Source organism: Allobosea robiniae (genome assembly GCF_900102525.1).
GTDB lineage: Bacteria > Pseudomonadota > Alphaproteobacteria > Rhizobiales > Beijerinckiaceae > Allobosea > Allobosea robiniae.
Genome location: NZ_FNBZ01000003.1, coordinates 456,917 through 469,528 on the forward strand (window position 1 = coordinate 456,917; position 12,612 = coordinate 469,528).

The window sequence follows — 12,612 nt, forward strand, 5'->3', positions numbered from 1 at the left end:
GTCGCGCGCGCATGGCCGCGATCGGCCTGATGTGCGCGGCTGTGCTGCTGTTCTCGCTGCTCGATACCAGCGCGAAATGGCTGGGCCAGTCGATGAACCCGCTGCAGGTGGTGTTCGCGCGCTATGCCGGCAGCATGATCCTGGTCCTGGCGATCATCAATCCATGGACGCGCCCCGGCGTGCTGCGGACCAGCCGCCCCTGGCTGCAATGGGGCCGCTCGCTGCTGCTGCTCGGCTCGACGGCGCTCAACTTCATCGCGCTGCGCTATCTCCAGCTCGCCGAGACGATCTCGATCATGTTCGCGACGCCGCTCCTGGTGGCGCTGGCGTCCGGGCCGCTGCTCGGGGAATGGCCGGGACCGCGCCGGCTTGCGGCGATCGGCGTCGGCTTCCTCGGCGTGCTGGTGGTGACGCGGCCGGGTGTCGGCGGCATGCATCCGGCGGCATTGCTGAGCGTGCTGGGCTGCCTGTGCTACGCCTTCTATTCGCTGGCGACGCGGGTGCTGTCCGGCCACGATTCATCGGAAACGACGATGATCTATTCGGGCGCGGCGGGGACGCTGGCGACTATTCCGCTCCTGCCCTGGATCTGGGAGACGCCGCAGACGCTGCTGCCCTGGCTGCTGATGTTCGCTGTCGGTGCGCTCGGCGGCTTCGGCCACTGGCTGCTGATCCTGGCGCATCGGCTGGCGCCGGCCACGGTGCTGGCGCCCTTCATCTACTCGCAGATCGTCTGGATGCTGCTGCTCGGCTGGCTGGTCTTCGACCAGTTGCCGGATCGCTGGACCTTCGTCGGCGCCGGCATCGTGATCTCGTCAGGGCTCTACCTGCTCTATCGCGAGCGGGTGCGGCATGTGCCGGAGGAAGCGGCTTCGGCCAGACTGGATTAAGGCCGAAGAACGCGCGTCATGCTCGGGCTTGACCCGAGCATCTCATGACACGGAGGCTCCTGGCCTCATCCTGCCAGAGATTCTCGGGTCTGCGCTTCGCTCCGCCCGAGAATGACGATGCGAGGCGTTCTTAGACCGTGACCTGCGTGCCGACCTCGACGACGCGGCCGGTCGGGATCTGGAAGAAGTCCGTCGCGTCGGTGGCGCTCTTGGTCAGGCCGATGAAGAGGTTGTCCTGCCACATCGGCATGCCCGATTGCGGGGAAGCCTTGATCGAGCGGCGCGACAGGAAGAACGAGGTCGACATGATGTCGAACTTGAAGCCCTGCTTGCGCAGCATGGCCAGGCCCTTCGGCACGTTCGGGCTCTCCATGTAGCCGTAGACCATGTCGACGCGCCAGAAATCGTCGGTGATGCGGGCAAGGCGCACCCGCTCCTCCTCGACGACGCGGGGCGTATCGGCCGAGCGCACGGTCAGCACGACGTTGCGCTCGTGCAGCACCTTGTTGTGCTTGAGGTTGTGCAGCAGCGAGGCCGGCGCGGTCTCGGGGTCGCTGGTCAGGAAGACAGCCATGCCCTTGACGCGAGCGGGCGGGCTCTTGGAGAGCATGGTGACGAGCTCGAGCAGCGGCACATCGGTCTTGCGGGTCTTGTCGAACAGGATCTTGGTGCCGCGCATCCAGGTCCACATCACCAGCGTCAGGCCCATGGCGAGCAGCACCGGCACATAGCCGCCATGGAACAGCTTCAGCATGTTGGCCGAGAAGAAGGAGACGTCGACCAGGAAGAAGGGGAGGATGAGGGCTGCGGTCGCCAGCGGGCTCCAGCCCCAGTGGCGGCGGATGACGATCGAGGCCAGCATCGAGGAGACCACCATCGTCCCGAAGACCGAGATGCCATAGGCATGCGACAGGCTCGACGACGTCCGGAACGACCAGACCAGGATCAGCACCACGACCAGCAGCAGCAGGTTGACGCGGGGCACGTAGATCTGGCCGGAAGTCTGCTCGGAGGTGTGACGGATCTCCATGCGCGGGAGGAGGCCGAGCTGGATCGCCTGCCGGGTCAGGGAGAAGGCGCCGGTGATCACCGACTGGCTGGCGATGATGGTCGCGACCGTCGCCATGATGACGAAGGGCAGCAGCAGGCCCTGCGGCGCGAGCCGGTAGAACGGATTGTCGATGGCGCTGGGATCAGAGAGGATCAGCGCGCCCTGGCCGAGATAGTTGAGCCAGAGAGCGGGGAAGACGACATAGAGCCAGGCGCTCCGGATCGGGCCGCGGCCGAAATGGCCCATATCGGCATAGAGTGCCTCGGCACCCGTCACCGCCAGACAGACCGAGCCGAGCACGGCCAGCGCCACGCCGGCATGGTCGTGGAAGAACAGCAGCGCGTAATACGGGTTGATCGAGCGGAAGACGCTGAGATCGTCGGCAATGTGATAGATGCCGAGCCCGGCCAGCGTCAGGAACCAGACCAGCATGATCGGACCGAAGAAGGTCGCGACACGATGGGTCCCGTGGCTCTGCATGACGAACAGGCCGATCAGGATCGCCGAGGCGATCCAGAGGATATAATCGTTGAGTGCGGGCGTGATCAGCTTGACGCCCTCGATCGCGGAGAGAACCGAGATCGCCGGAGTGATGACGGTATCGCCGTAGAACAGGCCGGCGCCGATCATGCCGAGCAGCAGCGCGACATGGCTGCGCGCCCGCCCGAGGCTGCGCTGGGCCAGCGCGACGAGGGTGAGGATGCCGCCTTCGCCGTTATTGTCGGCGCGCATCAGCAGCACGACATATTTCAACGTCACCACGATGACGAGCGACCAGAGAATCAGCGAGAGCACGCCGATGACGACGGTCGGAGGAATGACCGCGCCCTCTTCGCCGCCGGTTGCGGCCAGCAGCGTCTCGCGCAGCGCGTAGAGCGGGCTGGTGCCGATATCGCCGTAGACGACGCCGAGCGCGCCCAGAGCCAGCGCCCCGACGCCCATCTTGCCGTGACCGTGGCCACCATTCTGGCCGTGGGCGGCGTCGAGCCCGAAGCGTGAATCCTCCGGCCGAACGGTCGCAGGATTCGGGTTCTCATGCCCCATCAGGGATCTCCGCTCATGCTGCGGTGCAGCGAAAGGCCGGGGCCTCTAGCACGTTGCGGGCGGCGCGCAAAGGCGGGATCAGCCAGTGGCGCCGAGGCCGACGCCGAAGCGCCGTTCGATATAGCTGGCGACCATGGCCTTGAATTCGGCGGCGATGCCGGCGCCGCGGAGCGTGGCGACCTTCTTGCCATCGACGAAAACGGGCGCCGTCGGCGCCTCGCCGGTGCCGGGCAGCGAGATGCCGATATCGGCATGCTTGGATTCGCCGGGGCCGTTGACGATGCAGCCCATCACCGCGACGTTGAGGTTCTCGACGCCGGGATACTGCGTCTTCCATTCCGGCATGGAATTCGAAATCCAGCTCTGGATATCCTGCGCCAGCTCCTGGAACACGGTCGAGGTGGTGCGGCCGCAGCCGGGGCAGGCGGCAACCAGCGGCACGAAGGCGCGGAAGCCCATGGTCTGGAGCAGTTCCTGCGCCGTCCTGACCTCGAGCGTGCGGTCGCCGCCAGGCTCGGGGGTCAGCGAATAGCGGATGGTGTCGCCGATGCCTTCCTGCAGGAGGATGCCGAGCGCGGCCGAGGAGGCGACGATGCCCTTCGAGCCCATGCCGGCCTCTGTCAGGCCGAGATGGATGGCGTAGTTCGCCCGGCTCGCCAGCATGCGGTAGACCGTGATCAGGTCCTGTACGCCGGAGACCTTGGCGGAAAGGATGATGTATTCGCGTGCGAGCCCGATCTCCTCGGCGCGCTCGGCCGAAAGCAGGGCCGATTGCACCATCGCCTCGCGCATGATGGCGCGGGCATCGAGCGGGCGCACGGCACGCGCGTTCTCGTCCATCAGCGCGGTCAGCAGTTCCTGATCGAGCGAGCCCCAGTTGGCGCCGATCCGCACCGGCTTGCGATGCTTGATCGCGAGCTCGATGATCTGGCTGAACTGCTTGTCCTTCTTGTCCTTGAAGCCGACATTGCCGGGGTTGATCCGGTATTTCGCCAGAGCCTCGGCGCAGGCCGGATGATCGGCGAGCAGCTTGTGGCCGATATAATGGAAGTCGCCGACGAGGGGCACATCGACGCCGATACGGTCGAGCCGCTCGCGGATCTTCGGCACGGCAGCCGCCGCCTCGTCGCGATCGACGGTGATGCGGACGAGTTCCGAGCCCTGGCGGGCGAGTGCGGCGACCTGCGCGACCGTGCCGGCGATATCGGCGGTGTCGGTATTGGTCATTGACTGCACGACGATGGGTGCGCCGCCGCCGACCGTGACATGGCCGACCTTGACCGGGACGGTGAGCTGCCGGCCCAGCGGGCCTGCGCGTTCCGGCGTCAGATAGGAAAAGGCGCGCTCGTTCATGCGGGCTGCTCTATCACGATCCGGAATTGCGGCAATGCTCGCATCGCCCGACGATCTCGACCATCTGGTGCGAGGGTGAGAATTGCCGGTTTTCGGCGATCGCCGCCACCGCTTTCTTCATGGCGGGCGAGGAATCCTCGTCGACCCCGCCGCAGGATTCGCAGATCAGGAAGGCGACGACCTCGTTCGCGCCATGGCCGTGCAGGCAGGCGACATAGGCATTCTTCGACGAGAGCCGGTGGACGAAGCCCTGCTCGACCAGGAAATCGAGCGCGCGGTAGATCGAGATCGGCGCGAGGCGGCGCCCGCCGGCCGGCGAGATGCGGTCGGCGAGATCATAGGCCCCGACCGGGCGGTGGTCGGCATGGAGCGCCTCCAGCGCCTGCCGCCGGATCGGGGTCAGGCGCAGGCCCCGCTCGCGACAGATGCGTTCGGCCCGGGCGAGGGCCTCCGCGGCGTGGCGGCGATGGTCCTCGGCATGGCGGCAAGGCCCCTCGGCATGGGCATGCGATGCATGGTCATGATCGCCGTGTTGATGCGCGTCAGGCTGCATTTTCGTCATGTTGCGTTGCGAAGACTCATCGGGCACCCTGCGACGATATCCTGTCGGCGCATCGTCCGTTCGACCCCGAACCTAAGCATTTTCTCCCCGATTGTCAGGAGCCTTGACGCTCATGTTCCTCAAAGACCGTACCGCCGCCATTACCGGCTCGACCTCCGGCATCGGGTTGGCCTATGCCCGCGCGCTCGCAGCCGAGGGTGCCAACCTCGTCATCAACGGCATCATGGCCCCGGCCGATGCCGAGAAGCTGCGCACCGATCTGGAACAGGAATTCGGCATCAAGGTGGTGTTCTCGGGCGCCGACATGACCAAGCCCGCCGAAATCGCCGGCTTCATCGCCGAGGGCGAGAAGGTCTTCGGCGCGATCGACATCCTGATCAACAATGCCGGCATCCAGTATGTCGCGCCGATCGACGAGTTCCCGATCGAGAAATGGGACCAGATCATCGCGATCAACCTGTCCTCGGCCTTCCACACGATCCGCGCCGCCCTGCCGAAGATGAAGGAGAAGGGCTGGGGCCGCATCATCAACACCGCCTCGGCGCATGCCTTCGTCGCCTCGCCCTTCAAATCGGCCTATGTCGCGGCCAAGCACGGCATCGCCGGCCTGACCAAGACGGTGGCGCTCGAAGTCGCGACCAAGGGCATCACCGTCAATGCGATCGCGCCGGGCTATGTCTGGACGCCGCTGGTCGAGAAGCAGATCCCGGACACGATGAAGGCGCGTGGCTTGACCAAGGAGCAGGTCATCAACGACGTGTTGCTCGACGCCCAGCCGACAAAGGAGTTCGTCACGGTCGAGCAGGTCGCGGCGCTCGCGGTGTTCCTGTGCACGGATTCCGCGAAGTCGATCACCGGGACGACGCTGCCGATGGATGGCGGCTGGACCGCCGCGTGAGCGGGCGCCCCTCCCGCAAAGCCGAACCGGTCAAGGGACTGGTCGGGCCGAAGGCGGAGAAGACGGTTTCGCTCGCGCTGCAGGGCGGAGGCGCGCATGGCGCCTTCACCTGGGGCGTGCTCGACGCCATCCTGGAGGACGGGCGCCTCGGCATCGAGGCGCTGACCGGCACCAGCGCGGGTGCGATGAACGCGGTCGTGCTGGCCGAGGGCTGGATCGATGGCGGGGCCGATGGCGCGCGCACCAAGCTCGAGGCCTTCTGGCGGGCGATCAGCGTCGACGGCAAATATGGCGGCTCGGAACGCTCGCTGCTCGACACGATGCTCGGCGCCTGGGGCAACAATAACGGCACGCCGCCGGGCATGCTGTTCTTCGAGATGTTCGCGAAGGTGGCGAGCCCCTATGACGTCAATCCGCTGAACATCAACCCGCTGCGCGGCGTCGTCGCCGACCTCATCGATTTCGACAAGGTCAGGGCCTGCGATGCGGTGAAGCTGTTCATCGCGGCGACCAATGTCCGCACCGGCAAGATCGCCGTGTTCGACGGCAAGGACCTGACGCCGGACCATGTGATGGCCTCGGCCTGCCTGCCGATGGTGTTCCAGGCGGTGGAGATCGACGGCGAGGCCTATTGGGACGGCGGCTATATGGGCAACCCCGCCCTGTTCCCGCTGTTCTACAAGGCGCATTGCGACGACATCCTGCTCGTGCAGATCAACCCGATCCAGCGGCGCGAACTGCCGACCAAGGCGCGCGAGATCCAGGACCGGCTGAACGAGATCACCTTCAATGCCTCGCTGCTGCGCGAATTGCGGGCGATCGACTTCGTCAACCGCCTGATCGACGACGGCAAGCTGCCGCGCGAGGAATACAAGCGCGTGCTGATGCACCGCATCGACGGCGGCCCGCCGCTGGCGGAATTGACCTCGTCCTCGCGGATGAATGCGGAATGGTCCTTCCTCCTCAAATTGCGCGACATGGGTCGCACCGCCGGCCGGCGCTGGCTGAAGCGCAATTACGAGGCGATCGGCAAGAGCGGGACGCTCGACCTCAGGGAAGCGATTTTCTGAGCGGTGTGTTGACCTTGCGCTGAACCAAGCGGGTCATCCCGGACGGAGCGTAGCGGAGATCCGGGATCCATTCCGGAGCCTCACCGAGGCATGTTCTGGAATGGATCCCGGGTCTCCCTTTGGTCGCCCGGGATGACCCGCGTTCTTGATAACGCGCGGTGCGAACCAATCACGCGCCACCTGCATCCTTCACGTTCCGGCGCCGCAGTTGTTCCGGCAGCGCTCTTGCGCGGGCGTCGGGCGCAGTGTCATTCAGCTGGGCTGAAGCTTTTTCCAGGACAACGGGGATTTCATGAGCAAGCTGATCGTCACCGCCGGGCCGTTCAAGTTCGACGCCAGGTTCGAGCTGGAAGCCGCCCCGAAGACCTGCGCCGCCTTCAGGAAGCAGATGCCGTTCATCAGCAAGATGGTGCATGTGCGCTGGAGCGGCGAGGGCGTCTGGATGCCGCTCGGCGATCTCGATTTCGGCGTCGGCTACGAGAACAACACCGCCTATCCGGCGCCCGGCCACATCATCCTGTATCCGGGCGGCGTCAGCGAGACCGAGATCCTGCTCGCCTATGGCGGCGTGCAGTTCGCCAGCAAGGCCGGCGTGCTCTCCGGCAACCACTTCATCACCCTGACCTCAGGGCTGGAGAACCTCTACACGCTCGGCCGCAAGACACTCTACGAGGGCGTGCAGGACGTGCGCTTCGATCTCGTCGACTGAGCACTATCGGCGACCGAATAGGAAAAGGGCGGGGCGCGGCGCGTCCCGCCCTTTTTCACGCCGCCGCCGGGGGATCGGCCGGTGGGTCTTCCGCCGACCCGGTGGCGGATGGTCTCGGAGTCGGCAACAAGGCGATCACCCCGGGCGTTGCTGCGTCGGGGGGAGCATCCGGCTCGGCCGGCGCGGGCTTGGCGCCGTCGGCGAGATTCTGGCAAAGCGACAGCATGGCACGGGCGATCTCGGCCTCGCCCATGATCGTCAGCGTCGCCCCGCATTTGGTGAGATGCGCGACCTCGGCGTCGGAATGGGCGCGGGCGACGATCGGCAAGGCCGGGTTCTCGGCACGGGCCTGCTCGCAGACCTGCCCGGCCTCGAAGCTGCCGGGGATGGCGACGAAGAGGCGCACGGCCCGGCCGACCGCGGCGGCGGCCAGCACCTCGGGGTCGGCGGCGTTGCCGACGAGGAGCTCCGCACCGTCGCGCTTGGCGGTCGCGACCGCGTCGGGATTGTCCTCGATGACCAGGAGCTTCGCGCCCTGCGAGAGCAGGCCGGCGCCGAGCAGGCTGCCGACGCGGCCATAGCCGACGACGACGATATGGCTGTCGAGGTCGGTCGGGGTGATGTCGCGTTCCGGCTGGGGGGCGGGCTGCGGCTCGGGGGCCGCAGCGGTCTCGGCCTCCGGGGAAGCTGCAGGCTTCGGCTTCGCGGCCGGGGCCTCCGGCGCCAGGCGCTCCGCCAGGGCGAACATCACCGGGTTGAGCAGGATCGACAGGATCGCGCCGGCGAGGATCAGGTCGCGCCCCTGCGCCGGCAGGATGCCCAGCGCCGTGCCGAGGCCGGCGAGGATGAAGGAGAACTCGCCGATCTGGGCGAGCGAGGCCGAGATGGTCAGGGCGGAGGTCTGGGGGCGGCCGAAGGCGCGCATGATCAGCCAGGCCGCGACGGACTTGCCAATCAGGATGATGGCGAGTGTGCCGATCAGCGGCCCCGGTGCCCGCAGGAGGATGCCGGGGTCGAAGAGCATGCCGACCGAGACGAAGAACAGCACCGCGAAGGCGTCGCGCAGCGGCAGCGTCTCCTCGGCCGCGCGCTGCGAGAGCGGCGATTCCGACAGGATCATGCCGGCGAAGAAGGCGCCGAGCGCGAAGGAGACCCCGAACAGGGTCGCAGCCGCATAGGCGACGCCGAGCGCGACCGCGAGAACCGCAAGCCGGAACAGCTCGCGCGAGCCGGTATGCGCGACCCAGTGCAGCACCCAGGGAATGACGCGCCGGCCGATGACGAGCATGAAGGCGAGGAAGCCGACCAGCTTGGCGAAGGTCAGGCCAAGCACGCCCCAGACGCCGAGATCGAAGCGGGTCGCGAGCGGGGCGCTGCCGCCGGACGACGAGCCGTTGATGATCTCCGCCACCACCGGCAGCAGCACCAGCGCCAGAACCATGGCGATGTCCTCGACGATCAGCCAGCCGACGGCGATGCGGCCACGCTCGGTCTGGACCAGTCGCCGCTCCTGCAGCGAGCGCAGCAGGACGACCGTCGAGGCGGTCGACAGTGCGAGGCCGAAGACAATGCCCGAAAACCAGTTCCAGCCAAGCAGCGTGCCGAGCCCGAGTCCGAGCAGCGTCGCGATGCCGATCTGGACGACGGCGCCGGGCACGGCGATCGCCTTCACCGAGAGCAGGTCCTTCAGGGAGAAATGCAGGCCGACGCCGAACATCAGCAGGATGACGCCGATCTCGGCCAGCTCGTTGGCGAGGTTCTGATCACCGACGAAGCCCGGCGTGAACGGGCCGGCGGCGACACCGGCGAGGAGATAGCCGACGAGAGGGGAGATCCGCAGTCTGTGGGCGATTGATCCGAAGACGAAAGCAAGGCCGAGGCCCGCGACAACGATGGCGATCAGCGGGCCGTGATGCATGGCTCTCCCGAATCCGAAAGGTCAAGAAATCAAGATTGTTTGAACATTCGGAGCATGGGGTTTCGAGGCAGGGATTTCAACCGAAAGGCGTACGACTTTTCGGGCTTCGCTGCCGAAATTCCGGGCTGTTCGGATGGGGTGCGGCAGCGGGAGGGCTCGAAGGCGCAGATGCCTCAGGCCTTCGGCTTCTCCAGCAGGATCTGGCCCTGCTTCTCGACGCCGATCTTGAGCTTCTCGGCGAACATCGCGAGCATCCAGGGCAGGCTCACCTCGACGCGGATCAGGCGGTCCTCGACCTCGACGCGGCCATGGACGGTCTGGCCGAGCGCGCCGACACCGAAATGCAGGGCATCGCCCTCCCAGCGTTCCTCGACCAGCTGCATCCTGACCATGCCGAGCCGGTCGCGGATCTTGTCGACGCCGCCGCGCAGGCGCGCCAGCGCGGCGTCCCGGCCGAGATCATGCGAGATGGTGATGGAAACGGGTTTGCCCATGACTGCTCATCGGAAAGGGAGGAGGGTTCTACATGGCAATGATACGGGCGCATTTCCAGCGCAGCGAACAATGAGACCCGGCAGCGGACATCTGCTAACGGGACGGCGCAAGATCGAAACCGGCAAGGCCTGTCATGCTCGAACGAGCGAAGCAATGGGCGCGCCTGCTCAAGCGGGATGTGCTCGCCCTGTGGATCGCGGCCCGTGACAGCCGGACGCCGTGGTATGCGAAGCTCGCGGCGGGCGCAGTCGCCGCCTATGCCCTCAGCCCCATCGACCTCATCCCGGATTTCATCCCGATCCTGGGCTATCTCGACGACCTGCTCATCGTGCCGCTCGGCATCCTGCTGGTCGTGAAGCTCATTCCCCCCGGTCTGATGGCCGAATACCGGGCGATGGCGGCCGGGCAGGCGAAGCAGGCGAGCTATGGCGGCATGGCCGCGATCCTGGCGATCTGGATTGGAGCCGGGGCTGCGCTGCTCTGGTGGCTCTGGCCGGCTGGATCATTCTGAGTATCGGCGGCCACGCATGGAAAAGCCCGCCGAAGGGGCGGGCCTGGTTGTCCATCGCTTGTGCCGGATCATCCGGCCGTCATCCGCCTCAATCGCGTTCGCTCAGGCGCTTCTGGCCGGTCTGAGTGACCCGCCAGATAGCGCCGTCGGCTTCGACGAGGCCACGATCCTGCAGGGAATGCAGCATCGTCTCGTCGAAAATGAAGTGGCGGGTCTCCTCCTCGATGCTCTCCAGTGCGATCCATTCGGGATCGGAGAGAACGAACGGGTGAGCGATCTGGAGGTGCTGAACATGCATGCGCGTCTCCTTCTCGTTGAATGCCCCTGTTCTCGGGTCAATCGCATTCAATCATGACGCGGTCGTGGCCGAAGCGGCGGCGAATCGTGGCCCGGTTGTTTTGTCGCGGTCTGGAACCCGGCCGCTCCCGCTTCGTTCTCTGGCCATGACCCCTTCCAAGAACGGAGAGACCGCCATGGCGATCAGCAACAGTTTCCCGCCCGATGTTCCGAAAGCCGTCGACGAGGCCGGCGAGGCCGTGGGAGCCAGCGTGAGCAGCCTGCGCGGCAAGGCGGCCGATCTCGCGGGCAAGGCCGGGGAGACCGTCAAGGATCATTACGAGCGAGCCAAGGATGCGTGGGACGAGGCCGAGCCGCTCGAGGCGGTCCGCGGCGGCGGGCAGGCCGTGGTGCAGAGCGTCGAGCGTCACCCGCTCGCGGCGCTTGGTCTGGGTGTGGCCGGCATCGGCCTCGTCGCCTGGGCGATGTTGCGCAGTCAGCCTTCGTCGGGTTGGGAGCGCTATCAGCCTGACTATGGGCGCTGGCGCGGCTGGCTCCAGGATTACGGCTCCGATGCGGCCGATGCCGGCAATCGGGCCTTGAAATCGGGCGGCAGCTGGCTGCGCTCGCATCGCGATGTCGCTGATGATTATGCCGGCCGCGCCGGCGACTATGCGGCGATGGCCCGCGACTATGCAGACAGGGGTGGGCGCATGCTGGCGAAGCGGGCCGAACGCGAGCCGATGGCGGTCGTCGTCGGGCTCGGGCTCGCGGCCTATGTGATCGGCTCGCTCCTGAGCTCGGCTTCGTCCAGCGAGCCGGCAGCCGCACCTGCCCGCAAGCGGGCCGCCCGGCGCTGACGGCCGACAAAAAAGCCCTGCGGCGCGAAACGCCGCAGGGCTCGAAGATGTGACGGGGTGCCTTCCGAAGAGGGCGCCCGCTATCTTACCACCAGTAGCCGCGGCGGCCGTAGTAGCCACGGCCGTAATAGGAGCGGTTGTCGGCGGCGATCAGCGCACCACCGACGACGCCGGCCGCGACGCCAGCCGCGACAGCCGAGCCGGCTTCGTTCGAGGCGCGGCGGTTCTCGACGTAATTCGCCGAGCGGCACTTCTGGTAGGCGCGGGTGCCGGGGCGGAAGCCCTGGGCCTCACAGGTCACTTCGGCGTCGGCCATGGACTCCTGCGCGGTCTGACAACCAGCGAGAAGAGCGGCCATGGCGCCAACGATCAGAATGCTACGCATATTTTATCCCTTTTCAGCCTCCCATTGGCCTGAGGTGGACTTAAGAGCAGCTCGGTCTGCAGGTCAAGAATGACGCGGGCTTTGCGTTAAAGTTCGCAGCGTCAAATCGCGACAATTCCGCTGGAATTGCGACAGTTTGGCGGAGTCGCCGGCGATGCAGGGCGCGCCGGAGCGGTTTCATGCGGGCTCAGGCTTGCATTTGTGCCGAAGCGGGCGAACATGGGCGCAGACCCGATCAGCCCAGTCCGGACGTGACGATGCCCCGCTTTTTCATCCTTCTGCCGGCCCTGCTGCTTGGCGCCTGCGCCTATCACACCTCGCGCAGCAGCATCGTGGTCGTGACCGATGCGAAGAGTGTTGTGGAGAATTGCGCGAGGCTCGGCGAAGTCGACGGGCAGGACAGCTCCCAGGTCATCATGCCGCTCGACAAGACGCGCGATTCGGTGATCACGCGCCTGAAGATTGCCGCGGCGGAGCTGGGGGGGACGCATGTCCTCGCCAACGCTGCCGATATCAAATGGAAGGGCCCGGACACCAAGGGCGCCGTCTACAAGTGCAATCCCTGAGACGCGAGCGAGCCACGCCGCCGT

14 protein-coding genes are annotated in these 12,612 nt (G+C 66.5%); 7 read left to right on the forward strand and 7 right to left on the reverse strand.

The features are described from left to right. Positions 1 to 11: 11 nt before the first annotated feature. Complete coding sequence (locus tag BLQ70_RS11075; RefSeq protein WP_244511982.1) at positions 12 to 890, forward strand: DMT family transporter; 879 nt, start codon at positions 12 to 14, stop codon at positions 888 to 890. A 130-nt stretch (positions 891 to 1,020) separates the two neighbouring features. Here BLQ70_RS11075 and BLQ70_RS11080 read toward each other — a convergent pair whose 3' ends face one another. The 3 genes from BLQ70_RS11080 to BLQ70_RS11090 form a co-directional block, all read right to left on the reverse strand. After that, complete coding sequence (locus BLQ70_RS11080) at positions 1,021 to 2,985, reverse strand: potassium transporter Kup (RefSeq protein WP_082617576.1); 1,965 nt, start codon at positions 2,983 to 2,985, stop codon at positions 1,021 to 1,023. 78 nt (positions 2,986 to 3,063) lie between these two features. Further along, on the reverse strand, positions 3,064 to 4,338 hold the full coding sequence (gene ispG / locus BLQ70_RS11085; protein ID WP_061969945.1) for a flavodoxin-dependent (E)-4-hydroxy-3-methylbut-2-enyl-diphosphate synthase: 1,275 nt from the start codon (positions 4,336 to 4,338) through the stop codon (positions 3,064 to 3,066). 13 nt (positions 4,339 to 4,351) lie between these two features. Beyond that, positions 4,352 to 4,900: a Fur family transcriptional regulator gene (locus tag BLQ70_RS11090; RefSeq protein WP_244511983.1), complete on the reverse strand. Its 549-nt coding sequence runs from the start codon at positions 4,898 to 4,900 to the stop codon at positions 4,352 to 4,354. Positions 4,901 to 5,012: 112 nt separating this feature from the next. Here BLQ70_RS11090 and BLQ70_RS11095 point away from each other — a divergent pair, with 112 nt between their 5' ends. The 3 genes from BLQ70_RS11095 to BLQ70_RS11105 all read left to right on the forward strand — a co-directional run bounded on the left by BLQ70_RS11095 (position 5,013) and on the right by BLQ70_RS11105 (position 7,577). Then, positions 5,013 to 5,798 carry a 3-hydroxybutyrate dehydrogenase gene (locus BLQ70_RS11095; RefSeq protein ID WP_091857000.1) on the forward strand — a complete coding sequence of 262 codons (786 nt, stop codon included), beginning with the start codon at positions 5,013 to 5,015 and terminating at the stop codon, positions 5,796 to 5,798. Then, the gene (locus BLQ70_RS11100) at positions 5,795 to 6,868 is read left to right on the forward strand and encodes a patatin-like phospholipase family protein (RefSeq protein WP_082617574.1); all 1,074 of its coding nucleotides are present in this window, start codon (positions 5,795 to 5,797) and stop codon (positions 6,866 to 6,868) included. Before BLQ70_RS11095 ends, BLQ70_RS11100 begins: the two co-directional genes overlap by 4 nt. Before the next feature lie 292 nt (positions 6,869 to 7,160). Next, positions 7,161 to 7,577: a DUF3830 family protein gene (locus tag BLQ70_RS11105; RefSeq protein ID WP_061969942.1), complete on the forward strand. Its 417-nt coding sequence runs from the start codon at positions 7,161 to 7,163 to the stop codon at positions 7,575 to 7,577. A gap of 55 nt (positions 7,578 to 7,632) precedes the next feature. Here the strand turns inward: BLQ70_RS11105 and ybaL are convergent, their stop codons facing one another. Both ybaL and BLQ70_RS11115 read right to left on the reverse strand, forming a co-directional pair. Continuing rightward, positions 7,633 to 9,495 (reverse strand): YbaL family putative K(+) efflux transporter, encoded by a 1,863-nt coding sequence (gene ybaL / locus BLQ70_RS11110; RefSeq protein WP_091857001.1) that lies wholly within the window; start codon positions 9,493 to 9,495, stop codon positions 7,633 to 7,635. A 173-nt stretch (positions 9,496 to 9,668) separates the two neighbouring features. After that, positions 9,669 to 9,989, reverse strand: coding sequence for a polyhydroxyalkanoic acid system family protein (locus BLQ70_RS11115; RefSeq protein ID WP_091857002.1), 321 nt, complete (start codon positions 9,987 to 9,989; stop codon positions 9,669 to 9,671). Between the two features lie 134 nt (positions 9,990 to 10,123). On the opposite strand from BLQ70_RS11115, the gene BLQ70_RS11120 reads away from it, so the two are divergent. Further along, positions 10,124 to 10,501, forward strand: a complete 378-nt coding sequence (locus BLQ70_RS11120; protein WP_091857003.1) for a YkvA family protein — start codon at positions 10,124 to 10,126, stop codon at positions 10,499 to 10,501. An 88-nt stretch (positions 10,502 to 10,589) separates the two neighbouring features. Here the strand turns inward: BLQ70_RS11120 and BLQ70_RS11125 are convergent, their stop codons facing one another. Beyond that, positions 10,590 to 10,799 carry a hypothetical protein gene (locus BLQ70_RS11125; protein WP_061969936.1) on the reverse strand — a complete coding sequence of 70 codons (210 nt, stop codon included), beginning with the start codon at positions 10,797 to 10,799 and terminating at the stop codon, positions 10,590 to 10,592. Between the two features lie 175 nt (positions 10,800 to 10,974). Here BLQ70_RS11125 and BLQ70_RS11130 point away from each other — a divergent pair, with 175 nt between their 5' ends. After that, entirely contained in the window at positions 10,975 to 11,637 is a 663-nt protein-coding gene (locus BLQ70_RS11130; RefSeq protein WP_091857004.1) for a hypothetical protein, read from the forward strand. Between the two features lie 85 nt (positions 11,638 to 11,722). Here BLQ70_RS11130 and BLQ70_RS11135 read toward each other — a convergent pair whose 3' ends face one another. Continuing rightward, the gene (locus BLQ70_RS11135; RefSeq protein ID WP_244492923.1) at positions 11,723 to 11,953 is read right to left on the reverse strand and encodes a hypothetical protein; all 231 of its coding nucleotides are present in this window, start codon (positions 11,951 to 11,953) and stop codon (positions 11,723 to 11,725) included. A 326-nt stretch (positions 11,954 to 12,279) separates the two neighbouring features. On the opposite strand from BLQ70_RS11135, the gene BLQ70_RS11140 reads away from it, so the two are divergent. Continuing rightward, positions 12,280 to 12,588, forward strand: coding sequence for a hypothetical protein (locus tag BLQ70_RS11140; RefSeq protein ID WP_139163522.1), 309 nt, complete (start codon positions 12,280 to 12,282; stop codon positions 12,586 to 12,588). The last annotated feature ends 24 nt before the right edge of the window (positions 12,589 to 12,612 follow it).

Bases quoted from the DNA above. Each gene is read 5' to 3' on its own strand.
- BLQ70_RS11105 (WP_061969942.1), top strand. From the start codon at position 7,161: ATGAGCAAGCTGATCGTCACCGCCGGGCCGTTCAAGTTCGACGCCAGG.
- BLQ70_RS11135 (WP_244492923.1), bottom strand. From the start codon at position 11,953: ATGGCCGACGCCGAAGTGACCTGTGAGGCCCAGGGCTTCCGCCCCGGC.
- BLQ70_RS11090 (WP_244511983.1), bottom strand. From the start codon at position 4,900: ATGACGAAAATGCAGCCTGACGCGCATCAACACGGCGATCATGACCAT.
- BLQ70_RS11115 (WP_091857002.1), bottom strand. From the start codon at position 9,989: ATGGGCAAACCCGTTTCCATCACCATCTCGCATGATCTCGGCCGGGAC.
- ybaL (WP_091857001.1), bottom strand. From the start codon at position 9,495: ATGCATCACGGCCCGCTGATCGCCATCGTTGTCGCGGGCCTCGGCCTT.
- BLQ70_RS11120 (WP_091857003.1), top strand. From the start codon at position 10,124: ATGCTCGAACGAGCGAAGCAATGGGCGCGCCTGCTCAAGCGGGATGTG.
- BLQ70_RS11075 (WP_244511982.1), top strand. From the start codon at position 12: ATGGCCGCGATCGGCCTGATGTGCGCGGCTGTGCTGCTGTTCTCGCTG.
- BLQ70_RS11095 (WP_091857000.1), top strand. From the start codon at position 5,013: ATGTTCCTCAAAGACCGTACCGCCGCCATTACCGGCTCGACCTCCGGC.
- BLQ70_RS11130 (WP_091857004.1), top strand. From the start codon at position 10,975: ATGGCGATCAGCAACAGTTTCCCGCCCGATGTTCCGAAAGCCGTCGAC.
- BLQ70_RS11125 (WP_061969936.1), bottom strand. From the start codon at position 10,799: ATGCATGTTCAGCACCTCCAGATCGCTCACCCGTTCGTTCTCTCCGAT.
- ispG (WP_061969945.1), bottom strand. From the start codon at position 4,338: ATGAACGAGCGCGCCTTTTCCTATCTGACGCCGGAACGCGCAGGCCCG.
- BLQ70_RS11080 (WP_082617576.1), bottom strand. From the start codon at position 2,985: ATGGGGCATGAGAACCCGAATCCTGCGACCGTTCGGCCGGAGGATTCA.
- BLQ70_RS11140 (WP_139163522.1), top strand. From the start codon at position 12,280: ATGCCCCGCTTTTTCATCCTTCTGCCGGCCCTGCTGCTTGGCGCCTGC.